Origin of the sequence: Puniceibacterium sediminis, assembly GCF_900188035.1 — a bacterium.
GTDB lineage: Bacteria > Pseudomonadota > Alphaproteobacteria > Rhodobacterales > Rhodobacteraceae > Puniceibacterium > Puniceibacterium sediminis.
This window is the reverse complement of record NZ_FZNN01000002.1, coordinates 183,789-207,432: the sequence shown is the minus strand read 5'-3', so window position 1 is coordinate 207,432 and position 23,644 is coordinate 183,789. Positions and strand designations below refer to the sequence as shown.

Annotated in this window: 19 protein-coding genes; 2 read left to right on the top strand and 17 right to left on the bottom strand. The window is 59.5% G+C overall.

Annotated elements, in window-relative coordinates; genetic code table 11:
• Window positions 1–57: 57 nt before the first annotated feature.
• Both CHB75_RS03625 and mbfA read right to left on the bottom strand, forming a co-directional pair.
• Window positions 58–987 carry an AEC family transporter gene (locus CHB75_RS03625; protein WP_089269154.1) on the bottom strand — a complete coding sequence of 310 codons (930 nt, stop codon included), beginning with the start codon at window positions 985–987 and terminating at the stop codon, window positions 58–60.
• Window positions 988–1,069: 82 nt separating this feature from the next.
• Entirely contained in the window at window positions 1,070–2,044 is a 975-nt protein-coding gene (gene mbfA / locus CHB75_RS03620; RefSeq protein ID WP_089269316.1) for an iron exporter MbfA, read from the bottom strand.
• A 163-nt stretch (window positions 2,045–2,207) separates the two neighbouring features.
• Here mbfA and CHB75_RS03615 point away from each other — a divergent pair, with 163 nt between their 5' ends.
• The gene (locus CHB75_RS03615) at window positions 2,208–2,825 is read left to right on the top strand and encodes a TetR/AcrR family transcriptional regulator (RefSeq protein ID WP_089269315.1); all 618 of its coding nucleotides are present in this window, start codon (window positions 2,208–2,210) and stop codon (window positions 2,823–2,825) included.
• Between the two features lie 3 nt (window positions 2,826–2,828).
• On the opposite strand, the gene CHB75_RS03610 is transcribed toward CHB75_RS03615, so the two are convergent.
• From CHB75_RS03610 to rpsL, 10 genes are all read right to left on the bottom strand, one after another.
• Window positions 2,829–3,557, bottom strand: coding sequence for an NYN domain-containing protein (locus tag CHB75_RS03610; protein ID WP_089269153.1), 729 nt, complete (start codon window positions 3,555–3,557; stop codon window positions 2,829–2,831).
• A 141-nt stretch (window positions 3,558–3,698) separates the two neighbouring features.
• A complete protein-coding gene (locus tag CHB75_RS03605; protein WP_425439485.1) occupies window positions 3,699–4,217 on the bottom strand; it encodes a GNAT family N-acetyltransferase in 519 nt (172 codons plus the stop codon).
• Window positions 4,218–4,448: 231 nt separating this feature from the next.
• Window positions 4,449–4,745, bottom strand: coding sequence for a 50S ribosomal protein L23 (locus tag CHB75_RS03600; protein WP_089269152.1), 297 nt, complete (start codon window positions 4,743–4,745; stop codon window positions 4,449–4,451).
• Entirely contained in the window at window positions 4,742–5,359 is a 618-nt protein-coding gene (gene rplD / locus CHB75_RS03595; protein ID WP_089269151.1) for a 50S ribosomal protein L4, read from the bottom strand. Before rplD ends, CHB75_RS03600 begins: the two co-directional genes overlap by 4 nt.
• Window positions 5,356–6,168 carry a 50S ribosomal protein L3 gene (gene rplC / locus CHB75_RS03590; protein ID WP_089269150.1) on the bottom strand — a complete coding sequence of 271 codons (813 nt, stop codon included), beginning with the start codon at window positions 6,166–6,168 and terminating at the stop codon, window positions 5,356–5,358. Before rplC ends, rplD begins: the two co-directional genes overlap by 4 nt.
• Before the next feature lie 14 nt (window positions 6,169–6,182).
• Window positions 6,183–6,491, bottom strand: coding sequence for a 30S ribosomal protein S10 (gene rpsJ / locus CHB75_RS03585; protein WP_047995998.1), 309 nt, complete (start codon window positions 6,489–6,491; stop codon window positions 6,183–6,185).
• A 151-nt stretch (window positions 6,492–6,642) separates the two neighbouring features.
• Window positions 6,643–7,818, bottom strand: a complete 1,176-nt coding sequence (gene tuf / locus CHB75_RS03580; RefSeq protein ID WP_089269136.1) for an elongation factor Tu — start codon at window positions 7,816–7,818, stop codon at window positions 6,643–6,645.
• Window positions 7,819–7,902: 84 nt separating this feature from the next.
• On the bottom strand, window positions 7,903–10,026 hold the full coding sequence (gene fusA, locus CHB75_RS03575) for an elongation factor G (RefSeq protein WP_089269149.1): 2,124 nt from the start codon (window positions 10,024–10,026) through the stop codon (window positions 7,903–7,905).
• Window positions 10,027–10,050: 24 nt separating this feature from the next.
• Window positions 10,051–10,521: a 30S ribosomal protein S7 gene (gene rpsG, locus CHB75_RS03570; protein ID WP_089269148.1), complete on the bottom strand. Its 471-nt coding sequence runs from the start codon at window positions 10,519–10,521 to the stop codon at window positions 10,051–10,053.
• A gap of 12 nt (window positions 10,522–10,533) precedes the next feature.
• The gene (gene rpsL, locus CHB75_RS03565) at window positions 10,534–10,905 is read right to left on the bottom strand and encodes a 30S ribosomal protein S12 (protein ID WP_005621086.1); all 372 of its coding nucleotides are present in this window, start codon (window positions 10,903–10,905) and stop codon (window positions 10,534–10,536) included.
• Window positions 10,906–11,593: 688 nt separating this feature from the next.
• Between rpsL and CHB75_RS03560 the strand changes: the two genes are divergently transcribed.
• Window positions 11,594–12,595 carry an HWE histidine kinase domain-containing protein gene (locus tag CHB75_RS03560; protein ID WP_089269147.1) on the top strand — a complete coding sequence of 334 codons (1,002 nt, stop codon included), beginning with the start codon at window positions 11,594–11,596 and terminating at the stop codon, window positions 12,593–12,595.
• 401 nt (window positions 12,596–12,996) lie between these two features.
• On the opposite strand, the gene rpoC is transcribed toward CHB75_RS03560, so the two are convergent.
• The 5 genes from rpoC to rplA all read right to left on the bottom strand — a co-directional run bounded on the left by rpoC (window position 12,997) and on the right by rplA (window position 23,643).
• Window positions 12,997–17,238, bottom strand: coding sequence for a DNA-directed RNA polymerase subunit beta' (gene rpoC, locus CHB75_RS03555; RefSeq protein WP_089269146.1), 4,242 nt, complete (start codon window positions 17,236–17,238; stop codon window positions 12,997–12,999).
• Between the two features lie 99 nt (window positions 17,239–17,337).
• The gene (gene rpoB, locus CHB75_RS03550) at window positions 17,338–21,474 is read right to left on the bottom strand and encodes a DNA-directed RNA polymerase subunit beta (RefSeq protein ID WP_089269145.1); all 4,137 of its coding nucleotides are present in this window, start codon (window positions 21,472–21,474) and stop codon (window positions 17,338–17,340) included.
• A 247-nt stretch (window positions 21,475–21,721) separates the two neighbouring features.
• Window positions 21,722–22,099 carry a 50S ribosomal protein L7/L12 gene (rplL, locus tag CHB75_RS03545; protein ID WP_089269144.1) on the bottom strand — a complete coding sequence of 126 codons (378 nt, stop codon included), beginning with the start codon at window positions 22,097–22,099 and terminating at the stop codon, window positions 21,722–21,724.
• Between the two features lie 71 nt (window positions 22,100–22,170).
• Complete coding sequence (gene rplJ, locus CHB75_RS03540; protein WP_089269143.1) at window positions 22,171–22,686, bottom strand: 50S ribosomal protein L10; 516 nt, start codon at window positions 22,684–22,686, stop codon at window positions 22,171–22,173.
• Window positions 22,687–22,944: 258 nt separating this feature from the next.
• Window positions 22,945–23,643 (bottom strand): 50S ribosomal protein L1, encoded by a 699-nt coding sequence (gene rplA, locus CHB75_RS03535; RefSeq protein ID WP_089269142.1) that lies wholly within the window; start codon window positions 23,641–23,643, stop codon window positions 22,945–22,947.
• Between the last annotated feature and the right edge of the window lies 1 nt (window position 23,644).

Here is a 23,644-nt window from a genome sequence, read left to right as displayed (position 1 = left end):
TTTGCATCCCGGGCTAAAGCAGGCCCGGCCCTGCGGCAACCCCGACTTGCGGCGCAGTCAGCTGCCCGTCACCCAGCCGATCCACACCGACACGGTCACAATGCTGAGCGCGGTCGAGATCAGGATCGTCGCCGAAACGCGCTGCGGTGCCACCCCGTAATGCTGCGCCAGGATGAACACATTGCCCGCAACCGGCAGGGCGGCGGCCGAAACGACAACCGCCGCCTGATACGGCGTGACAGGAAAGAACAGAAAGGCCCCCGCCGCCACGAACAGCGGATGCAGGATCAACTTGCAAAAGCTGAGCCAGCCCGCGATCTGCATCCGTTCGGCCGATTTGCTGGCCAGCGACGCGCCAATGGCAAACAGCGCGCCGGGCGTCGCCGCATTGCCCAGTGTCTCAAGGAAATCATTCGCCGGAACAGGGATCGGCATCCCGCTGGCGGAAACACACAGCCCCAGAAGGATGGACACGATCATCGGGTTCTTCACCAGCCCCAATCCCACCGTGCGCAGCATTCCAAATGACATTCGCCCGTCGCGCGACCCGGTGACAAGGATCACCAGAAGCGACGAAAACACGATCATGTCGATGCTCAGCACCAGGATGATCGGCCCGACCGCTTCGGGGCCCAGCAACAGCGCCAGCATCGGCACCCCAAGAAAGCCGGTATTGCCGATGGCCGCGCACTGCGCTTCGATCGCCGCCGTTTCCACGTTCAGCCCGCGCAGAAAGGCCACCGCCGTGGCGATGCCATAAACAAAGGCCGTGCCCCAAAGATAGGCCATGGCCAGCCGGGCATCGAATATCTCGGCAATCGACAGATTGGCGGAAAACCGGAACAGCATCGCCGACAGCGCGAAGTAGAACACGAACCGGGTCAGCGCGGCCGTGGCCGCTTCGCTGAAAAAATGCGTCCGCCCGGCCCCGTAACCAAGGCCGATCAGCGCGAAAAAGGGCAGGGTTCTAAGGAAAATTTCCAGCATAAGAACTAGTTAGCAGCCCCAGCGGAACCGTCAATCGCCAAGCATGCGGCGGGCCGCCTTTACACAGGCACGACGTCCCCCCTTAGCCGGACCCGATCAGAACCCCGGCGGCAAAGACCAGCGCACCCCCCAGAACCACCTGAAAGGCGGCGCGGAAAAACGGCGTGTCCATGTACCGGTTCTGGATCCAGGCGATGGCCCAAAGCTCGATAAAGACCACCACAAAGGCGGTGATCGTCGCCGTCCAGAAATGCGGGATGAGGTAGGGCAGCGCGTGCCCCAACCCGCCAAGTGCCGTCATCACCCCGGCGGCAATGCCGCGTTTCAGCGGTGAACCCCGGCCCGACAATTCGCCGTCGTCCGACGCGGCCTCGGTGAACCCCATCGAAATCCCCGCGCCGACGCTTGCCGCCAGCCCCACCAGAAACGTCGTCCAGGTATTCTGTGTCGCAAAGGCCACCGCAAAAATCGGAGCCAAGGTCGAGACAGAGCCATCCATCAACCCCGCCAGCCCCGGCTGCACCCAGGTCAGCACAAACTGGCGGTGGGCATTGCGATCCTCGGATGCGCGGGCGTCCGGTGCCAGATGTTCCGCCGACAGCGCGCCGGTCCGGTCCTGATGCCCCGCCTCTGCCGCAGCCAGATCGCCCAAAAGCTTGCGGGTCGCGGCATCGGTGCTGCGCTTCGCCGCCTCGGTGTAGAACCGCTCGGCGTCGCTTTCCATCGCCTCTGCCTCGTCGCGGATCCGCTCGATCCCAAGGTTCTGGATCAGCCAGACCGGACGGCGCGCGTAATATCCCGCCACATGTTCGCGCCGGATCAGGGGAATCACCTCTCCGAACCGGGCGCGGTGCAATTCGATCAGCGCCTGCCGGTGGCCATCCTCTTCGACCGCCATGCCGTCAAACACCTGCGCCGTATCGGGAAATTCGGCGCGCAGCGTTTCGGCGTAGCTGCGATAAATTCGCGCGTCATCCTCCTCGGACGAGATGGCGAGGGCGAGGACCTCCTGCTCTGACAGGTCTCTGAACCGGCGGCGTTGAGTGAAAAATGACATGATCGCTCCCGATTTCTGGACTATTTCCAGCTTAACAAGGCCGCGCACTTCTTCAATCCCGAACTTCTCCGGGGCCGGACGTCCTGCCGTTAACCTTGCTGGCTGCTTGCCCAAACTGAACCAACCAGTTTATATGGACAAGAGCGAAGGGGAACGGACAATCATGACAGCACCCGCTGCAAAGGTCCGTCGGGGCCGCAAATTCGATCAGGTGCTGAACGGCGCGCGTGAAATCTTTATGCGCGACGGATTCGAAGGCGCATCGGTCGACGATATCGCCCGCGCGGCCGGCGTGTCCAAGGCGACGCTCTACAGCTACTTCCCCGACAAGAAACTGCTCTTCATGGAAGTCGCCAACACGCAATGCGCGCTTCAGGCCGATGAGGCCCTGCACACCATCGACATGTCGCAGCCGCCCAGCATCGTGTTGCCCCAGATCGGAAACAGTTTTCTGGGCTTTATCCTGTCGGACATGGGGCAGCGGATCTTTCGCATCTGCGTCGCCGAAGCGGATCGTTTTCCCGAACTGGGGCGCGCCTTTTACAACAGCGGCCCCAAAAAGGTGCACGGCGCCATCACCGACTATATCCAGGCAGCCGCCGACCGTGGCGAACTGCGGGTCAGTGACTGTGCGCTGGCGGCGGACCAGTTCGCCGAACTGTGCAAATCCGACATCTGGCCCCGGCTGGTTTTCGGGATCAGCACCAGCTTTACCAAGGCCGAAAAGGCCCGTGTCGTCGATGGCGCCATCGCCACCTTCATGGCCCGCTACGGCGTCTGAACGTCAGTCGACCCGCCGCACCAGCAGTTGATTGCCAGTGCTGCGCCGCGTCTCGAACACCTTCAGCTCGGCCACGATATCGCTCAGCTTGCGCTTGCCATAGGTGCGTGTGTCGAAATCGGGATTGGCTGATATCATGAACTGGCCCAGCTGGCCCAGCGTGTACCACTCATCCTCCTGCTCGATCGCGTCCATCGCCTTGAAGATCAGGTTGCGCACCTCATCAAGGTTGCGCGTCGGCTGACGTGGCGTGGTGGCCCTGCCGCCGCTTCCGGGCGGGGTCTCGAGGCTTTCAAGGTTCTCAAGATAGATGAACCGCTTGCAGGCCTTGCGAAAGGCGTCCGGAGTTTTCTGCATACCCATGCCGAACACGTCCAACCCCTGTTCACGCACCCGGCTGGCAAGGCGGGTGAAGTCACTGTCCGAACTGACCAGAACGAATCCGTCAAACCGACCCGAATGCATCAGGTCCATCGCATCGATCACCAGCGCGATATCGCTGGCGTTCTTGCCGACGGTATTGGCCGGCTGGTGGTGCGGCACCAGACCGAATTCGGCCTGCACCTTGGACCATCCCGACATCTGCGGGCTGGAAAAGTCCCCATAACACCGCCGGACCGAGGCTTCTCCAAGGCTCGCGATTTCCTCGAAAATGGCCTTGGCATATCTGGGCGAGGTATTATCGGCATCGATCAGCACGGCAAGCAGCGGGGATCGGTTCACATCGGCCATTTCGGCTCCTTTCGGTTTGGCGGCACCCTGACGGAGTCCGCACATTCTTACAAATGGATCACCCCGCCCCGGTGGCAAGGCGCGCGGCAGCGCCGCAGGTGCGTAGTCGGCATGAAAAGACGCCGCGCCCGCCCCCCGGGGTCAGGGCGCGATATCACCCAGCCCGCGAAACATCACCAGCGCATCCACATATCCCTGCACCGGGTGCAGGAACGCCCCCGGTAGACGGCCCACTACCTCGAATCCGGCACGCTGCCAGATGTCGATGGCCCGGGTGTTGGTCGAAATGACAAAGTTGAACTGCATCGCCCGGAACCCCGCCCGCGCCGCCGCAGTCAGCGCATGATCCAGCATCGCCCGCGCGATGCCCTTGCCGCGCGCCGCCGGTCCGGTGACAAAACCGCAGTTGCACACATGTGACCCGCCGCCGCCCTGATTGCGCACCAGATAATAGCTGCCCACCACCTCTCCGGCGATTTCGACCATATGCACCACGCGCCCCGGCCCGCACCAGTAGGCCAGCGCAGCCTCGCGCGAGATGTCCGCGTCGATGGCATAGGTATCGCCCGCCCGGAACACCGGTTCCAGCAGCGACCAGAGCGCCGCTTCGTCCCCGCTCCGAAAGGTCCTGATCATGACGTCCTGCATGAGGTTTTCCATTGTGTTAACTCCGGACGCTCTTGTCAGTGGCATGACTACGTCCGCCAGTCACGGCACGCAAGGCAGCTCATCTCATGGGGGCAAGGTGACCACCCGACGCATCGCCCCGCCCGAATGGCCGATTAAAACGCACTCCAATACGTTTATGTTGAAATTCTACTAAAATCTTTAGAACGAAAAACCCCGGCCGCTTTCGCAGCCGGGGTTTGATTCTTCCAACGTTCGACCAGTTCAGAGACCGGTGGTCACGTCGATTGTGTTGCCCTCAACCAGGGTCACATAGGCCTTCTTGACGTCTTTGCGACGGCCCAGCTGGCCGCGGAACCGCTTGACCTTCCCCTTGGTGATCGTGGTGTTCACGGCCTTGACCTTCACACCAAAGAGAGCCTCTACGGCCTCCTTGATCTGGGGTTTGTTGGCAGCGATATCCACCTCGAACACGACCGCACCATTTTCCGACGCCATGGTCGACTTTTCGGTGATGATCGGCTTGCGGACGACGTCGTAATGTTCTGCTTTCGCGCTCATTTCAGACGAGCCTCCAGTGCTTCGACACCCGCTTTGGTGAGCACGAGCGTGTCACGCTTGAGGATGTCATAGACGTTTGCACCCATCGACGGCAGGATATCCAGACCTTCGATGTTTGCGGCGGCCTTGGCAAAGCCTTCATTCACGGCGGCGCCGTCAATGATCAGCGTGCGCTTCCAACCAAGCGATTTGATCTGCTTGGCCAGTGCGCCTGTCTTGCCATCGGATTCGGCGCTCTCGATGATGATGAGCGAGCCTTCCTTCAGCTTGGCCGACAGGGCGTGCTTCAGACCCAGCGCGCGAACCTTCTTGGGCAGTTCGTGTGCGTGGCTGCGCGGCGTCGGACCCTTGTAGATACCACCCGAGCGGAAGATCGGTGCCTTGCGGGAGCCGTGGCGTGCGCCGCCGGTGCCCTTCTGGCGATAGATCTTCTTGGTCGAGTAGGACACTTCAGAGCGGCCCAGCGTCGAGTGTGTACCGGCTTGCGCTTTGTTACGCTGCCAGCGGACCACACGGTGCAGGATGTCGGCGCGGGGTTCGAGACCAAAGATCTCGTCTCCCAGCTCGACCGATCCGGCAGTCGCGCCGTCAAGTTTGATCACGTCGAGTTTCATTCGTCGCCTTCCTTCTTCTCAGCTGCGGCTTCTGCTGCTGCGGCTGCCTCTGCCGCTGCTGCCTCGGCTGCTGCGGCTGCTGCTTCTGCTGCTGCTGCGGCTGCTTCTTCGGCCATCTTCTTGGCTTCTTCAGCGGCGGAACGCAGGCCTGCGGGCAGAATGACGTTCTCGGGCGTCGGCTTCTTGACCGCGTCCTTGATTGTCACCCAACCACCCTTGGAGCCCGGCACAGCGCCCTTGATCATGATGATGCCACGCTCGGCATCGGTCTTGACCACTTGCAGGTTCTGCGTCGTTACCTTGGCGGCACCCATGTGGCCGGCCATTTTCTTGCCTTTGAAAACCTTGCCCGGATCCTGACACTGACCGGTCGAACCGTGCGAACGGTGCGACACGGAGACACCGTGCGAGGCGCGCAGGCCGCCAAAGTTGTGCCGCTTCATGGCACCGGCGAAACCCTTACCGATCGAGGTCCCGGAAACGTCCACGTACTGACCTTCAAAGTAATGGTCGGCCGTGATCTCTTCGCCAACGGCGATGAGGTTCTCGGGAGCAACGCGAAACTCAGCGACCTTGCGCTTGGGTTCTACCTTGGCGACGGCAAAGTGTCCGCGCATCGCCTGGCTTACGTTTTTCGCCTTGATCGTGCCGGTACCCAGCTGAACAGCCGAGTATCCGTGTGCATCAGCTGTACGCTGCGCCACGACCTGAAGGTTATCGACATGAAGAACGGTTACAGGGATCTGCTTGCCGTCTTCCATGAAAAGCCGGGTCATGCCGACTTTCTTTGCTATGATTCCAGAGCGCATCTGTATCTGCTCCCTTAAACCTTGATCTCGACATCCACACCAGCGGCGAGGTCGAGCTTCATCAGCGCGTCCACGGTCTGGGGGGTCGGATCAACGATGTCCAAAAGACGCTTGTGCGTCCGGATTTCGAACTGGTCACGGGATTTCTTGTTTACGTGGGGTCCACGCAGAACAGTGAATTTCTCGATCTTGTTCGGAAGCGGGATGGGCCCGCGTACTGCGGCACCTGTCCGCTTGGCTGTGTTAACGATTTCCTGCGTGCTGGCATCCAGGACGCGGTAGTCGAAAGCCTTGAGCCGAATGCGAATGTTCTGGCTTTGCATGATCTTGGCCTTTCGCGGCGTTTGAGTTGAGAGGAGGAGGCAGGATCATCCTGCCCCCTCATCGAACCCGTATTTCTGAGGTGCGCAAAGGCTGCACACCTAACGAGGGGTGGTTCCGTGGGTGCGCTGTGACGCGCACCCGGGAGACGCCTTACTCGATGATTTTGGAGACGACGCCGGAACCGACAGTGCGGCCGCCTTCGCGGATGGCGAAGCGCAGTTTGTCTTCCATCGCGATCGGTGCGATCAGCTCGACGTTGAACTTCAGGTTGTCACCCGGCATTACCATTTCGGTGCCTTCGGGTAGCATAACCGTGCCGGTCACGTCCGTTGTACGGAAGTAGAACTGGGGGCGGTAGTTCGCGAAGAACGGTGTGTGACGGCCACCTTCCTCTTTGGTGAGGATATAAGCTTCGGCTTCGAACTTGGTGTGCGGCAGAACCGACTTCGGCTTGCACAGAACCTGACCGCGCTCAACGCCCTCACGCTCGATACCACGCAGAAGCGCGCCGATGTTGTCGCCCGCCTCCCCGCGATCCAGCAGCTTGCGGAACATTTCAACGCCGGTACAGGTGGTCTTCTTGGTGTCGCGGATGCCCACGATTTCCAGTTCGTCGCCGACGTTTACAACGCCACGCTCGATACGACCGGTCACAACCGTACCACGACCCGAGATCGAGAAAACGTCTTCGATCGGCATCAGGAAGGGCTGGTCCACGGCACGTGCGGGCTGCGGGATGTAGGAGTCGACTGCCGCCATCAGTTCGCGGATCTTGTCTTCGCCGATGTTGGCGTCACGGCCTTCGAGGGCGGCCAGAGCCGAACCTGCGATGATCGGGATATCGTCGCCCGGGTAGTCGTACATCGAAAGGAGCTCACGGATCTCCATTTCGACCAGCTCGAGCAGTTCTTCGTCGTCCACCTGGTCGACTTTGTTCATGAAGACGACCATCGACGGGATACCGACCTGACGGCCGAGCAGGATGTGCTCGCGCGTCTGGGGCATCGGGCCGTCAGCCGCGTTCACAACCAGGATTGCGCCGTCCATCTGCGCCGCACCGGTGATCATGTTCTTGACGTAGTCGGCGTGGCCGGGGCAGTCAACGTGCGCGTAGTGACGGTTTTCGGTCTCATACTCGACGTGTGCTGTCGAGATCGTGATCCCGCGAGCCTTTTCTTCCGGCGCTGCGTCGATCTGGTCGTAGTCCTTGAAGTCACCAAAATACTTGGTGATCGCAGCTGTCAGCGTCGTCTTGCCGTGGTCAACGTGACCAATCGTGCCGATGTTGCAGTGCGGCTTGTTACGTTCAAACTTTGCCTTTGCCATGATGGCCTCCTGTCTTTCCTGGATGGCGGGGTAGCCCCCGCCCTACGTAGTGGTGGGTAGGGCGGGGTTCACCCCGCCATCCCGTTATGCGAATTTTTTCTGGATCTCGTCCGAGATGTTCTGCGGAACCGGATCGTAATGGTCAAACTGCATCGTGAACTGCGCGCGGCCCGAAGACATGGAGCGCAGGTTGTTGATGTAGCCGAACATGTTGGCCAGCGGCACCATCGAAGCGATCGCAACGGCGTTGCCGCGGCTTTCCTGACCAGTCACCTGGCCACGACGGGATGTAAGATCGCCGATCACGTTGCCGGTATACTCTTCCGGTGTCACCACTTCGACCTTCATAATCGGTTCGAGCAGCTTGGCACCAGCCTTGCGCATACCTTCACGCATGCCCATGCGACCGGCGATTTCGAAGGCCAGAACCGAAGAGTCGACGTCGTGGAACTTGCCGTCGATCAACTGGACCTTGAAGTCGATCACGGGGAAGCCTGCCAGAGGACCGGAGTCCATCACCGACTTGATACCCTTTTCGACGCCCGGGATGTATTCCTTGGGAACAGCACCACCAACGATCTTGGATTCGAACGAATAACCTTCGCCCGGCTCTGTTGGCGAGATGATCAGCTTGACCTCGGCGAACTGACCCGAACCACCCGACTGCTTCTTGTGGGTGTAGGTATGCTCTACTTCACGATCGATTGTCTCGCGATAAGCAACCTGCGGGGCACCGATGTTGGCCTCGACCTTGAATTCACGCTTGAGACGATCAACCAGAATATCGAGGTGAAGTTCGCCCATGCCCTTCATGATGATCTGACCGGACTCAAGATCTGTCTCGACGCGGAACGAGGGGTCTTCGGCGGCCAGACGGGCCAGACCGGCAGACATCTTTTCCTGGTCGGCCTTGGTCTTGGGCTCGACTGCGATCTCGATGACCGGATCGGGGAAGGTCATCGTTTCCAGAACAACACGGTGCTGCGCGTCCGAAAGGGTGTCACCAGTTGTGGTGTCCTTGAGACCCGCAAGCGCGATGATGTCGCCAGCAAACGCTTCTTCGATCTCTTCGCGATCAATGGCGTGCATCATCATCATACGACCGATGCGCTCTTTCTTGCCCTTGGTCGTGTTCAGGATCCCGTCGCCCTTTTTAAGCGTACCCGAATAGATCCGGGTAAATGTCAGCGAACCAACAAAAGGGTCGTTCATGATCTTGAACGCAAGGCCCGAGAAAGGCTCGGAATCATCGGCGTGACGCGCGATGTTACGTGTCTCGGTCTCGTCATCAGGGGAGAAGCCCATGTAGGCGGGCACATCCAGCGGCGACGGCAGGAAGTCGATCACGGCGTTCAGGAGGGGCTGTACGCCCTTGTTCTTGAACGCGGAACCAGCGGCGACCGGCACGAACGCCAGTTCCAGTGTGCCCTTACGGATCAGCTTACGCAGAGTCGCCTCGTCCGGCATGACGCCATCAAGGTACTTTTCCATCGCTTCGTCGTCGACTTCGACGGCAACCTCGATGAGGTTCGCACGCCATTCGTCGGCCATGTCCTGAAGCTCGGGACGGATCGGCTTACGAACCCAGGACGCGCCCAGGTCTTCACCTTCCCAAACCCACTCTTCCATCTTCAGCAGATCGATAATGCCTTCGAGCTTGTCTTCGGCACCGATCGGCAGCGCGATGGGCGCAGGAATGGCACCGGTACGGTCCTTGATCATCTTCACGCAGTTGAAGAAGTCAGCACCGATCTTGTCCATCTTGTTGACGAAGACGATCCGCGGAACCTTGTAACGGTCGGCCTGACGCCAGACTGTTTCGGTCTGCGGCTCGACGCCGGCGTTACCGTCCAGCAGGCAGATCGCGCCGTCGAGAACGGCGAGCGAACGCTCGACCTCGATGGTGAAATCGACGTGGCCGGGAGTGTCGATGATGTTGAAGCGGTACTTGGTGTCGGACGTCCCTTCAACGGTCGGATCTTCCTGGCGCTGCCAGAAAGTGGTCGTCGCGGCGGAAGTGATCGTGATACCGCGTTCCTGCTCCTGCTCCATCCAGTCCATTGTCGCGGCGCCGTCGTGGACTTCGCCGATCTTGTGGGACTTTCCGGTGTAGAAGAGAATACGCTCGGTCGTCGTGGTCTTGCCCGCATCGATGTGGGCCATGATCCCGAAGTTCCGGTAGCGCTGAAGGGGATAATCGCGTGCCATTGGGTCGGTCCTTTGACTTATGGGTTACCAGCGGTAATGGCTGAACGCTTTGTTTGCGTCGGCCATCTTGTGTGTGTCTTCGCGCTTCTTCACGGCAGACCCGCGCGAGTTGACAGCGTCCAGAAGCTCGCCTGCAAGGCGCTCTTCCATCGTGTTCTCGTTGCGCTTGCGGCTGGCATCGATGAGCCAACGGATCGCCAGTGCTTCGCGACGTTCGATGCGGACTTCGACGGGCACCTGATAGGTGGCACCACCGACGCGGCGCGAACGAACTTCGACACTCGGCTTGATGTTGTCGAGCGCTTCGTGGAACACCTCGATGGGTGCGCGCTTGATCTTGTCTTCAACCCGGGTCATCGCGTTGTAGACGATGCTTTCGGCGACGGACTTCTTGCCGTCAACCATCAGGTTGTTCATGAACTTTGTCAGAACCCGGTCACCATACTTGGCATCGGGCAGGACTTCGCGTTTTTCGGCTGCGTGGCGACGTGACATCTAAATACCCTCTTATTTCGGACGCTTCGCGCCATACTTGGAGCGACGCTGTTTGCGGTCCTTGACGCCCTGGGTATCCAGAACACCGCGCAGGATGTGATAACGCACACCGGGAAGGTCTTTTACACGACCGCCACGGATCAGAACCACAGAGTGTTCCTGAAGGTTGTGACTTTCGCCAGGAATGTAGCTGATGACCTCGAAGCCATTAGTCAGACGGACCTTGGCGACTTTCCGCATGGCCGAGTTCGGCTTCTTCGGCGTGGTTGTGTAGACGCGTGTGCACACGCCACGTTTCTGAGGGCACTGCTCAAGGTGCATCGACTTCGAGCGCTTGACTTTCGGCTGCCGCGGCTTGCGGATCAGCTGTTGGATCGTTGGCATTCCGGTTCTTTCCCCGTGTAGCTCACATATGTGGTGCACGAGTTGCCCCGTGCGGGTTTCAGTTACAGCGCCTTGCGCGTCCGCAAGTCACCTTTGTGCACATCGGGTGCACGACATTGACACGTCACGTTAGCGTGCGACGCAAAAAACCGCATGCGTTCCCCAATTGCGGGAACGACGCGGGGGTTTCCAGAGGATCGGGGCGATTAGGCCCGGATCTTGACCGCTTCAGTTCTGTAGATCGGACGTCGGATGCAATGCATCCCGTCTCCGAGATAGCGGGCGTATATGGGGAGTCGCAGGGGTTGTCAACAGCACCGCATACTTGCTTTCGCTCAATGACACTGCGATTTTCTTCCCTGTTATATATACCATCATTCAGCTGTAGCGACCATAGTGCCCGTCGCCTCGGATGACTGTTTCACGGATCTACAAAAGATGTCCTGCGCGCATTTGCGGGCATCCCCTTATCCCTGCCCATCGCGCACTACGGACTGGCATGATCACCTCTGGCGCAACCTTAGGGGCGCCCTGCCGAGACACACTGCTACCCGCGCCAACGCGACGTGGGGTCATCAGCGATTTAACCGTACAAAGCGAAACCTTTGGTGGGTGACAGCTTGCCGTATATGTTCATTTCTGGTTGTATCAATCTTCTGCGCCCAACGGCTTTTGTAAGAGGAAGATCATGCGCGACACATCAGCCGACATGTTGGATTTCGTGCAGGTATTCAAGCACGTCCCGGCGCCCTGCCTTGTGCTGGACCGGGATATGAAGATCGTCACCGCGTCCGACTCTTATCTGGATGTCGTCCAGCGCAGCATGGAGGAACTCAGAGGGAAATTCGTTTTTGACGCCTTCCCAGAAGAACCCGAACGCTTGGAAATGCTGCGCGGGGCGTTTCAAAAGGCGCTGAATGGCGAAAAGAACAGTCTTGTCAAAATTCCGTTTTCGATCCCGATTGATACCCCGGACGGCCCGGAAATGCGTGAGATCTGGTGGACCAGCATCCATCACCCGGTTCCCGGTCCGGACGGCGAAATCCGTTTCATGATCCAGAAGGCGCTGGACGTCACCCAGGAGGTCAAGGCCGAGCGGCTGAAGGAGACCATTGCCGCAGAGTTGCAGCACAGGGTGGGCAATATCCTCAGTCTGGTGTCCGTCATAGCACGGCGGACGGCGAACAATGCAGATGACCTGCCGGATTTCCTGAATCGGTTCGAGGGACGCTTGCAGGCCCTGGCCCGCACCCATTCCTATCTGACCGGCAACAACTGGGACCGCATGACCATCGAATCGATCCTGTCGCGCCAGCTGGCCGACCACTTCGAGGCCGACGCCGGTCAGATCGACATGATGGGCGGGGAAATCCACCTGACTGCGGACGAGGCGCAGATCCTGACGCTGGCCGTGCACGAGCTGACCACGAATTCGGTCAAATACGGCGCGCTCAAAAACCCGGAAGGCCGTCTGGCAATCAAGTGGAACAGGATCGGACCGTCCGGCTACGATCTCGAATGGCGCGAAGGCGGAATTCTGGTGGAGAAGGAGCCAGAGCGTTCCGGCTTCGGTTCCATGATCCTCGACACGATCGTGCCGCGCCAGTTGCAGGCCGAAGCGGTGCGCGAATTCAGCGCGGAAAGCTTTGTCTATCGCCTGTCGGTTCCTGAAAGGTCGATGCCGGTTTGACCGCGGCAACCACCACCGGGATGAGCTTCACGGCTTGGCCTCAGCCGCGAGAATAGCCGAATTACAAGAATGCGCCTCCTTGAGGTGTTTTCGAGATTGGAATTTCGCGCTAATGGCACGGGACCCTGCCCCTTCTGCGGATATTTGCGACCCGCTTCATACGTAAACCAAGTGCGTGATAAACTTCTCAGACATTAGGGTATCCCTCGTTTCACGCACTTTCCGGCACTGCGCTTCGCTATTCAGCGCCGGGTCATCTCGACCGATAGAGGGGCTGAATCCGTGCCGTTGTCTGGCGGGCGCCGTCATTGAGCGACACGCCTATTATTATTTCACTATAGAAAAGGCCCCCGTGCTGTCCGCACGGAGGCCTTTGATTTTCAACTGACCGAAGGGGTGCCTTAGTCGTTGCTCTCCGGCGTGTCGACTACGACCGTATCGGTTTGATCTTCAGCCACAGACTCCGGGATTGGCGCTGCGAGGGCGGCAGCCGACTCAGCCTCCAGACGACGCGCGTCGATGACGACTGTGTCCCGCTCGGTCGCGATGCGACGGACGGCCTGTGTTGCACCACCGGTACCGGCGGGGATCAGCCGACCGACGATCACGTTCTCTTTCAGACCCACGAGCTTGTCTCTCTTACCCTGGACCGAGGCCTCAGTCAGGACGCGCGTGGTTTCCTGGAAGGACGCAGCCGAGATGAAGCTGCGAGTTTGCAGCGACGCCTTGGTGATGCCCAGAAGGATCGGTTCGCCCTGTGCGGGGCGGCCGTTCTTCTTGATCGCCTTTTCGTTGGCGGCATCGAACTCGGCCTTGTCGACATGTTCGCCCTTGAGCAGGGTGGTGTCGCCAGAGTCCTGGATCTCCCACTTCTGCAGCATCTGACGAACGATGACCTCAACGTGCTTGTCGTTGATCTTCACGCCCTGCAGACGATAAACATCCTGCACTTCGTCGATCATGTAGTTCGCCAGCGCCTCGATCCCCATGATGGCGAGGATGTCGTGCGGCGCGGGGTTACCGTCCATGATGTAGTCGCCCTTGGTCACATAGTCGCCTTCGGCAACCGGGATGTGTTTGCCCTTGGGAACCATGTACTCGACGGGCGACAGGCTGTCGTCCACCGGCTCGATGCTGATGCGGCGCTTGTTCTTGTAGTCCTTGCCGAACCGCACATAGCCGTCGATTTCCGCGATGATGGCGTGGTCCTTGGGGCGACGTGCCTCAAAGAGTTCGGCCACACGCGGCAGACCACCGGTGATGTCCTTGGTCTTGGCGCCTTCGCGCGGGATACGCGCGACGACGTCACCGGCCTTGACGTCCTGACCGTCTTCGACCGAAAGGATCGCGTCAACTGACATCGCATAGGTCACCGGGTTACCCGCGTCGTTGCGGACCGGTTCGCCATCTGCGTCGACCAGAATGATCTCGGGCTTGAGCTCGTTGCCCTTGGGGGCCGCGCGCCAGTCAGAGACGATCTTCTGGGTCATGCCTGTCGCATCGTCAGTCTCTTCGCGCACGGCAATACCGTTCACGAGGTCGACGTGACGCGCCATGCCGTCTTTTTCGGCGATGATCGGCAGGGTGTAGGGATCCCATTCGAACAGCTTGTCGCCGCGGGCAACAGTGTCGCCCTCTTTGACAAACAGCTTGGTGCCATAGCCGACCTTGTGGCTGGCGCGTTCGGCACCATGCTCGTCCATGATCCGCAGCTTCATGCCGCGGCCCATGACCAGTGTCTCGTCGTTGGAGTTCTGCAGCGTCAGAGCACCCTCGAAGGTGATGATGCCCGCCTGAGATGCCTCGAGGAACGACTGCTGGCCACCCTGTGCAACGCCGCCGATGTGGAAGGTCCGCATCGTCAGCTGTGTGCCCGGTTCGCCGATGGACTGTGCGGCGATGATGCCGACAGCTTCGCCGTGGTTGACCAGCGTACCGCGTGCAAGGTCACGACCGTAGCACGTGGCGCACACGCCCTCTTCGGCCTCACAGGTCAGGGGCGAACGGATGCGCATGGTCTGTACCGCCGCTTCGTCCACGATATCTGCCAGACGTTCGTCGATCAGCTGACCGTCCTTGACCAGCACTTCTTCGGTGCCTGGACGATAGACGGTTTCAGCCGTCACACGGCCCAGCACACGCTCTGCTAGGGACGACACAACCTCACCATCGTTGACAGCCGCTTCGGCGGTGATCGCCTTGTCGGTGCCACAGTCCTTCATGCGCACGATGCAATCCTGCGCGACGTCCACCAGACGACGGGTCAGGTAACCCGAGTTCGCCGTCTTCAGAGCGGTGTCGGACAGACCCTTACGGGCGCCGTGGGTTGAGTTGAAGTATTCAAGAACGGTCAGACCTTCCTTGAAGTTCGAGATGATTGGCGTCTCGATGATGTCGCCGTTCGGCTTGGCCATCAGGCCACGCATACCGCCCAGCTGCTTCATCTGTGTGACAGAACCACGCGCACCGGAGTGGGCCATCATGTACACCGAGTTCGGTTCCATTTCCGAGCCATCGACATCGGTCTTGGAGGCCGAGATGGTCGACATCATCGCATCGGTGACCTTGTCGTTACACTTGGACCAGGCATCGACAACCTTGTTGTACTTTTCGCCCTGAGTGATCAGGCCGTCCATGTACTGCTGTTCGAAATCCTTGACCTGGGTGCGGGTCTCTTCGACGATCGGCCATTTTGTTTCCGGCACGACCATGTCGTCCTTGCCGAAGGAAATGCCGGCCTTGAACGCCTCGCGGAAGCCCATGGTCATGATCTGATCGCAGAAGATGACCGACTCTTTCTGACCGCAGTAGCGGTAGACGGTGTCGATGACCTTCTGAACGTCCTTCTTGCGAAGCAGGTTGTTCACGAGGTCGAACGGCGCCTTGGCGTTCATCGGCAGCAGGGCACCAAGACGGACGCGACCAGGTGTGGTTTCGTAGCGTTTGATGATCTCGTTGCCTTCTTCGTCGATCTGGGTGACGCGGCATTCGATCTTGGCGTGCAGGTGCACCTCTTTGGCGTTCAGCGCATGTTCGACTTCCTCGATGGAAGAGAACTTCATGCCTTCGCCTTTCATGCCATCGCGGGCAATCGTGACGTAGTAGATACCGAGGATCATATCCTGCGACGGAACAATGATCGGTGCGCCGTTTGCAGGCGACAGAACGTTGTTCGTCGACATCATCAGAACGCGCGCTTCCAGCTGTGCCTCAAGGCTCAGCGGGACGTGCACGGCCATCTGGTCACCGTCAAAGTCGGCGTTGAAGGCCGAGCAGACCAGCGGGTGCAGCTGGATTGCCTTGCCTTCGATCAGCTGGGGTTCGAACGCCTGGATGCCCAGACGGTGCAGCGTCGGCGCACGGTTGAGCATGACCGGGTGTTCGCGGATTACCTCATCCAGAATGTCCCAAACCTCGGGGCGCTCTTTCTCAACCAGTTTCTTGGCCTGTTTGACGGTGCTGGACAGGCCCTTGGCCTCGAGCCGCGAATAGATGAACGGCTTGAAGAGTTCGAGCGCCATTTTCTTCGGCAGACCGCACTGGTGCAGCTTGAGCTCCGGACCGGTCACAATGACCGAACGACCCGAAAAGTCGACGCGCTTGCCCAAAAGGTTCTGGCGGAAGCGACCCTGCTTGCCCTTGAGCATGTCGCTCAGGGATTTGAGGGGACGCTTGTTTGCACCGGTGATGACGCGGCCACGACGCCCGTTGTCAAACAGGGCGTCAACAGATTCCTGCAGCATCCGCTTTTCGTTACGCACGATGATGTCGGGCGCACGCAGTTCGATCAGCCGCTTGAGACGGTTGTTCCGGTTGATCACGCGACGGTAAAGATCGTTAAGGTCGGAGGTCGCGAAGCGGCCACCATCCAGCGGCACCAGCGGCCGCAACTCGGGCGGAATGACCGGAATGACGGTCAGAACCATCCACTCGGGACGGTTGCCGGATTCCAGGAAGGATTCCACCACCTTGAGGCGCTTGATGATTTTCTTGGGCTTCAGCTCGCCTGTCGCTTCCTTGAGGTCGGCGCGAAGAGTGTCGGCCTCCTGCTCAAGGTCGATTGCTGCCAGCATTTCGCGGATCGCTTCAGCGCCGATATTGGCCGTGAAGGCGTCCATGCCGTACTGGTCCTGGGCATCCATGAACTCTTCTTCGGTCAGCATCTGACCGTAGGTAAGATCCGTCAGGCCCGGCTCGATCACCACGTAGTTCTCGAAGTACAGAACACGCTCAAGATCGCGCAGGGTCATGTCCAGCATCAGACCGATGCGCGACGGCAGCGACTTCAGGAACCAGATGTGCGCGCAGGGTGCAGCCAGTTCGATGTGGCCCATCCGCTCGCGGCGGACCTTCTGCAGGGTCACTTCGACGCCGCACTTTTCGCAGACGACGCCACGGTACTTCATCCGCTTGTACTTGCCGCAAAGGCATTCGTAATCCTTGATCGGGCCAAAGATACGCGCACAGAACAGGCCGTCACGCTCGGGCTTGAACGTCCGGTAGTTGATGGTTTCAGGCTTCTTGATCTCGCCGAACGACCACGACAGAATCCGTTCCGGCGACGCGAGCGAAACCTTGATCTCGTCAAACGTCTTTGCCGGAGCGACCGGGTTGAACGGGTTGTTTGTCAGTTCCTGGTTCATTTTGATACCTCGAATATCGGGTGGGAAGACTGGGACGGGCGCGAGGTTTCTCGTACGAAGAACCTCGCCACCAAAATTTTTCCGTGAAAAATTTTGGTGTTACTCATCCTCTTCCGCATCCAGGAGTTCCATGTTGAGGCCCAGACCCCGGACCTCCTTCACAAGCACGTTGAACGATTCCGGGATACCGGCCTCGAAGTTGTCTTCGCCCTTGACGATCGATTCATAGACCTTGGTCCGGCCCGCCACGTCATCCGACTTGACCGTCAGCATCTCTTGCAGGGTATAGGCAGCGCCATAGGCTTCCAGAGCCCAGACTTCCATCTCCCCGAAGCGCTGACCACCGAACTGCGCCTTACCACCGAGCGGCTGCTGAGTGACCAGCGAGTACGGCCCTGTGGAACGCGCGTGGATCTTGTCATCCACGAGGTGGTGCAGTTTCAGCAGGTACTTCATGCCCACCGTCACTTTGCGCGAGAACTGCTCGCCCGAGCGGCCATCGAACAGGACCGACTGACCCGATGTGTCGAACCCGGCGCGCTTCAGCGCGTCGTTCACATCGGCCTCTTTCGCACCATCAAAGACCGGCGTCGCGATCGGCACACCCCGGGTGACGTTGCCTGCCGCCTCAACCAGCGTGTCCTCGTCCATGCCGACGATGCCTTCTTCGTATACATCATCACCATAAGCGATCTTCATCGCTTCACGCACGGGGGTCAGGTCGCCGGTGCGCCGGTAGTCCTGCAGCGCCTCGTCGATCTTGAGCCCCAGACCGCGCGCGGCCCAGCCCATGTGGGTTTCCAGAATCTGACCGACGTTCATGCGCGAAGGCACGCCCAGCGGGTTCAGACAAAAGTCGACCGGAGTACCATCGGCGAGGAACGGCATGTCCTCCATTGGCACAACCTTCGAGATAACACCTTTGTTGCCGTGACGGCCGGCCATCTTGTCGCCCGGCTGCAGCTTGCGCTTAACCGCGACGAAGACCTTGACCATCTTCATCACACCCGGGGGCAGATCGTCGCCACGACGGACCTTTTCGACCTTGTCTTCGAAACGTGCATCAAGAGTACGCTTCTGCGCCTCGTACTGCTCGTTCAGGGCCTCGACGATCTTGGCGTCATCTTCGTCCGACAGCGCCAGCTGCCACCACTGACCATGGGTTAGCGAGGACAGCAGTTCCTCGTTAATCTCGGCGTTCGGCTTCACGCCGCGCGGACCCTTGACCGCGATCTTGCCCATGATCATCGTGCGCAGACGCGCGTAGATGTTACGGTCGAGGATCGCGAGTTCGTCATCGCGGTCACGTGCAAGGCGTTCGACTTCTTCGCGCTCGATCTGCAGGGCGCGTTCATCCTTTTCCACACCGTGGCGGTTGAACACACGCACTTCGACGACCGTACCGTAATCACCCGGCTTGACCCGCAGCGATGTGTCCCGGACGTCCGAAGCTTTCTCACCAAAGATGGCGCGGAGGAGCTTTTCTTCCGGCGTCATTGGCGATTCACCCTTGGGGGTAATCTTGCCCACGAGGATATCGCCCGGTTCGACGTCGGCGCCGATATAGACGATGCCTGCTTCATCGAGGTTACGCAGAGCTTCCTCGCCAACGTTGGGGATGTCCCGGGTGATCTCTTCCGGCCCGAGTTTCGTGTCCCGCGCCGCCACTTCGAATTCCTCAATGTGGACGGAGGTGAACACGTCATCCCGCGAGATACGCTCGGAAATCAGGATGGAGTCTTCGTAGTTGTAGCCGTTCCACGGCATGAAGGCGACGATGACGTTCTTGCCAAGCGCCAGTTCCCCCATGTCGGTGGACGGGCCGTCAGCGATGACTTCGCCCTTGATCACCTGATCGCCCACCTTCACCAGCGGACGCTGATTGATGCAGGTGTTCTGGTTGGAACGCTGGAACTTGCGCATCCGGTAGATGTCGACGCCCGGATCACCCGGGTCCAGATCATCTGTCGCACGCACAACAATCCGCATCGCATCGACTTGGTCGATGACGCCAGTCCGCTTGGCCATGATGGCCGCACCGGAATCGCGCGCGACGATCTCTTCGATGCCGGTCCCCACAAGCGGAGCCTCGGAGCGAAGGGTCGGTACGGCCTGCCGTTGCATGTTCGAACCCATCAGGGCGCGGTTGGCGTCGTCGTTTTCGAGGAATGGGATCAGCGACGCCGCAACAGACACAAGCTGCTTGGGCGACACATCGATCAGGTCCACCATTTCGTTCGGGGACAGGGTGTAGTCACCGGATTTCCGGGTAGACACCAGGTCGTTCACAAAACGCATGTTCTCGTCGAGGTTGGCGTTCGCCTGCGCCACGGTGTGACGCATTTCCTCGGTCGCGGACATGTAGTGGACTTCGTCCGTCACCACCGAGTCCTTGACGACGCGGTAGGGTGTTTCGATGAAGCCGTACTTGTTCACGCGGGCAAAAGTCGCCAGCGAGTTGATCAGACCGATGTTCGGGCCTTCCGGCGTCTCAATCGGGCACATCCGGCCGTAGTGGGTCGGGTGCACGTCGCGCACTTCGAAACCTGCGCGTTCACGGGTCAGTCCGCCCGGCCCGAGGGCCGACAGGCGACGCTTGTGCGTCACTTCCGACAGCGGGTTGGTTTGGTCCATGAACTGCGAGAGCTGGGAAGAGCCGAAGAATTCGCGCACGGCAGCAGCTGCCGGTTTGGCGTTGATCAGATCCTGCGGCATCACTGTATCGATTTCGACCGACGACATGCGTTCCTTGATCGCGCGCTCCATACGCAGCAGACCGACGCGATACTGGTTTTCCATCAGTTCGCCGACCGAGCGCACCCGACGGTTACCAAGGTGGTCAATGTCGTCGATATCGCCCTGGCCGTCACGCAGATCAACCAGCGCCTTGATGCAGGCAACGATATCGTCCTTGTCCAGCGTGCGCTGGGTGTCGGGCTTGTCGAGCGCGAGGCGCATGTTCATCTTGACCCGGCCAACGGCAGACAGATCATAACGCTCACTGTCAAAGAACAGGGTGTCGAACAGGTTCGATGCGGCCTCGACGGTGGGCGGCTCGCCCGGGCGCATGACACGGTAGATGTCCATCAACGCAGAGTCGCGGTTCAGGTTCTTGTCCATCGCCATGGTCGAACGCATGTAGGCACCGACAGTGATGTTGTCGATGTCGAGGACCGGGATCTCGGTCACACCGGCATCCACAAGCTCTTTCAGCGTGCCACCGGTAACTTCGCCATCCTTGTTGGTTTCCCAAGTCAGCTCATCGCCGGCCTCGGCATAGATCGCACCGGTTTCTTCGTTGATCATGTCCTTGGACACGAAACGCCCGACGATGTTGTCGAAAGGCACCAGAAGGTTCTGAACCTTGTTGTCGTCGATCATCTGCTTGACCGCGCGGGGGGTGATCTTCTTGCCGGCTTCGGCCAGGACTTCGCCCGAATCCGCATCAACCAGATCAAACGCCGGACGGGTGCCGCGCACACGCTCGGGGAAGAACTTGGTGACCCAGCCCTTCCCGCGCTCAGCGGTGAAGGTGACGGTATTGAAATAGGCGTCCATGATCGCCTCCTGATCCATGCCGAGAGCATAGAGCAGGGTCGTCACCGGCAGTTTGCGGCGGCGGTCAATACGGGCATAGACGTTGTCCTTGGCGTCGAATTCGAAATCGAGCCAGGAACCGCGGTAAGGGATGATCCGGCAGGCGAACAGCAACTTGCCCGAGGAGTGCGTCTTGCCCTTATCGTGGTCAAAGAACACGCCCGGCGAACGGTGCATCTGGGATACGATAACACGCTCGGTACCGTTGACGACAAATGTGCCGTTCGGCGTCATCAGGGGCATGTCGCCCATGTAGACGTCCTGTTCCTTGATGTCCTTGACGGACTTCGCGCCTGTATCTTCGTCGATATCAAACACGATCAGACGCAGCGTCACCTTAAGCGGTGCAGCGTAGGTCATGTCGCGCTGCTGGCATTCTTCTACGTCATACTTGGGCTTCTCCAGCTCGTAGCTGACGAATTCCAGCACAGAGGTTTCGTTGAAGTCCTTGATCGGAAAGACAGACTGGAACACGCCCTTGATGCCCTCGCCGTCCATGGGCGCGAGCTGGTCACCGGATTTCAGGAAAAGATCGTAAGAGGATTTCTGAACTTCGATCAGGTTCGGCATTTCCAGAACTTCACGGATTTTGCCAAAATATTTACGAAGACGTTTCTGGCCAAGGAAGCTTTTCGCCATGTCAGGTGTCACCTTTTCAGTTTCTCAACGAATGCGCAGCGCTGTCGGGCCACAGCGGCACACCCATCAGAGACGGCAGAGTTTCGATCTATTCATGGCGCCCGTCCCACCGGACGCCTCCCGATCCTTGAACCTCGCCTTAGAAAAGCCCTTTGAAGGAAGGGCCTCTCTGAGACAGGCTCGGCTGGACCCGGGGCTACCCGGATCCAGCCTGTGTAGGTGTCGCTCCGGGTTGCCCCGGAACTGATTACTTGAGCTCGACTTCGGCGCCAGCTGCTTCCAGCTTGGCTTTGATGTCGTCGGCTTCGGCTTTGGAAACCTGCTCTTTGACAGCTTTGCCGCCAGCTTCAACCAGGTCCTTGGCTTCTTTGAGGCCCAGACCGGTGATTGCGCGAACTTCCTTGATCACGTTGATCTTGGATGCGCCAGCCGACTTCAGGATGACGTCGAATTCGGTCTGCTCTTCAGCAGCCGCACCGCCGGCATCAGCCGGGCCCGCCATCATAACAGCGCCGCCAGCGGCGGGCTCGATGCCGTACTCGTCTTTCAGGATGGTTTTCAGTTCTTGTGCTTCCAGCAGCGTGAGGTTCACGATTTGCTCAGCAAGTGCTTTAAGATCAGCCATTGTGACTTCTTTCCGTATCTAAATGTGTTCCAACGTCGGGATTTCAACCCCACGATGATCCCATAGGTTGCTTACGCAGCCGCCTTGTCCTCGATTGTGGACAAAATGGATGCGATATTCGAAGCAGGTGCGCCAATGGCTCCGGCAATGTTCGATGCGGGTGCGCCGATACAGCCAACGATCGAAGCAATAAGCTCCTCGCGCGACGGCATCTTCGACACGGATTCCACACCGGCCCGGTCCAGAGCGTTCTGACCCATTGCGCCGCCAAGAATTTCAAACTTCTTGTTATCTTTGGCGAAGTCCTCGGCCACCTTGGCTGCTGCCACGGGGTCCTCGGAGAAGGTCAGAACGGTCATGCCCGTCAGGAAGTCAGCAATGCTTGCGCAGGGCTTTCCCTCAAGGGCGATCTTGGCGAGCCTGTTCTTGGCGACGCGTACGGAGCTTTGGTTGGCGCGTGCGCGCCCCCGAAGATCCTGCATCTCGGCAACCGTGAGACCCTCGTAGTGTGCTACCACCACGACGCCAGAGCTTTCGAAGATCTGGCCGAGTTCGTCGACCACTTTCTCTTTCTGGGCTCTATCCACAGTTTCACTCCAAATTTGGGGGTTTCCCCCCGGCTCATGTTCATCCCGGACTTAGGGTCCGGGACAGTCGGGTCCGTTTCAGGGTCCCGAGGCCTTGATCGCCCGAGGGTCAAGAACCCGCGGAAATCTCGTCTCTCGTTTCCCATCTCAGGAAGGAATTATTCCGGGCTTATCCCCGGAACCCTCCGTCTCGGACAGAACGCGACCGATAGTCTGGCCGCGCATTCGCCCCGAGGCTTACGCCCCGGGACCAATCTCTTATTCCGCAGCTGCGGTTGCCACATCAACGGTCACGCCCGGACCCATTGTCGAGCTCAGCGCGATACGCTTCATGTAGGTGCCTTTTGCGCCGGCGGGTCGGGCTTTGGACACCGCGCCAATGAAGGCTTTGATGTTCTCGACCAGCTGAGCTTCGTCGAAGGAAACCTTGCCAACGCCTGCATGCACAACACCGGCTTTTTCGGCCTTGAACTGAACCTGACCGCCTTTGGCAGCTTCAACAGCGGCCTTGACGTCCATGGTAACAGTGCCAACCTTGGGGTTCGGCATCAGGTTGCGCGGGCCCAGGATCTTGCCCAGACGACCGACGATCGGCATCATGTCCGGGGTTGCGATGCAACGATCGAAATCGATCTTGCCGCCCTGGATGGCCTCCATCAGGTCCTCTGCGCCAACGATGTCTGCGCCAGCGGCGGTGGCTTCGTCTGCCTTGGGGCCACGGGCAAAGACGGCAACGCGCACAGTCTTGCCTGTACCGTTGGGCAGGCCAACGACGCCGCGGACCATCTGGTCTGCGTGACGCGGGTCAACACCAAGGTTCATTGCAATCTCAACAGTCTCGTCGAACTTGGTCTTCGAGTTTGCTTTTATCAGCTTTACCGCTTCTTCGACAGAGATATCCTCTTTGCCGGCGAATGCTTCACGAGCGGAGCGGGTGCGTTTTCCAAACTTAGCCATC

What these genes read in the sequence shown, in the direction of transcription:
- CHB75_RS03625 (WP_089269154.1), bottom strand. Translation starts at nt 987, where the DNA reads ATGCTGGAAATTTTCCTTAGAACCCTGCCCTTTTTCGCGCTGATCGGC.
- mbfA (WP_089269316.1), bottom strand. Translation starts at nt 2,044, where the DNA reads ATGTCATTTTTCACTCAACGCCGCCGGTTCAGAGACCTGTCAGAGCAG.
- CHB75_RS03615 (WP_089269315.1), top strand. Translation starts at nt 2,208, where the DNA reads ATGACAGCACCCGCTGCAAAGGTCCGTCGGGGCCGCAAATTCGATCAG.
- CHB75_RS03610 (WP_089269153.1), bottom strand. Translation starts at nt 3,557, where the DNA reads ATGGCCGATGTGAACCGATCCCCGCTGCTTGCCGTGCTGATCGATGCC.
- CHB75_RS03605 (WP_425439485.1), bottom strand. Translation starts at nt 4,217, where the DNA reads ATGGAAAACCTCATGCAGGACGTCATGATCAGGACCTTTCGGAGCGGG.
- CHB75_RS03600 (WP_089269152.1), bottom strand. Translation starts at nt 4,745, where the DNA reads ATGAGCGCGAAAGCAGAACATTACGACGTCGTCCGCAAGCCGATCATC.
- rplD (WP_089269151.1), bottom strand. Translation starts at nt 5,359, where the DNA reads ATGAAACTCGACGTGATCAAACTTGACGGCGCGACTGCCGGATCGGTC.
- rplC (WP_089269150.1), bottom strand. Translation starts at nt 6,168, where the DNA reads ATGCGCTCTGGAATCATAGCAAAGAAAGTCGGCATGACCCGGCTTTTC.
- rpsJ (WP_047995998.1), bottom strand. Translation starts at nt 6,491, where the DNA reads ATGCAAAGCCAGAACATTCGCATTCGGCTCAAGGCTTTCGACTACCGC.
- tuf (WP_089269136.1), bottom strand. Translation starts at nt 7,818, where the DNA reads ATGGCAAAGGCAAAGTTTGAACGTAACAAGCCGCACTGCAACATCGGC.
- fusA (WP_089269149.1), bottom strand. Translation starts at nt 10,026, where the DNA reads ATGGCACGCGATTATCCCCTTCAGCGCTACCGGAACTTCGGGATCATG.
- rpsG (WP_089269148.1), bottom strand. Translation starts at nt 10,521, where the DNA reads ATGTCACGTCGCCACGCAGCCGAAAAACGCGAAGTCCTGCCCGATGCC.
- rpsL (WP_005621086.1), bottom strand. Translation starts at nt 10,905, where the DNA reads ATGCCAACGATCCAACAGCTGATCCGCAAGCCGCGGCAGCCGAAAGTC.
- CHB75_RS03560 (WP_089269147.1), top strand. Translation starts at nt 11,594, where the DNA reads ATGCGCGACACATCAGCCGACATGTTGGATTTCGTGCAGGTATTCAAG.
- rpoC (WP_089269146.1), bottom strand. Translation starts at nt 17,238, where the DNA reads ATGAACCAGGAACTGACAAACAACCCGTTCAACCCGGTCGCTCCGGCA.
- rpoB (WP_089269145.1), bottom strand. Translation starts at nt 21,474, where the DNA reads ATGGCGAAAAGCTTCCTTGGCCAGAAACGTCTTCGTAAATATTTTGGC.
- rplL (WP_089269144.1), bottom strand. Translation starts at nt 22,099, where the DNA reads ATGGCTGATCTTAAAGCACTTGCTGAGCAAATCGTGAACCTCACGCTG.
- rplA (WP_089269142.1), bottom strand. Translation starts at nt 23,643, where the DNA reads ATGGCTAAGTTTGGAAAACGCACCCGCTCCGCTCGTGAAGCATTCGCC.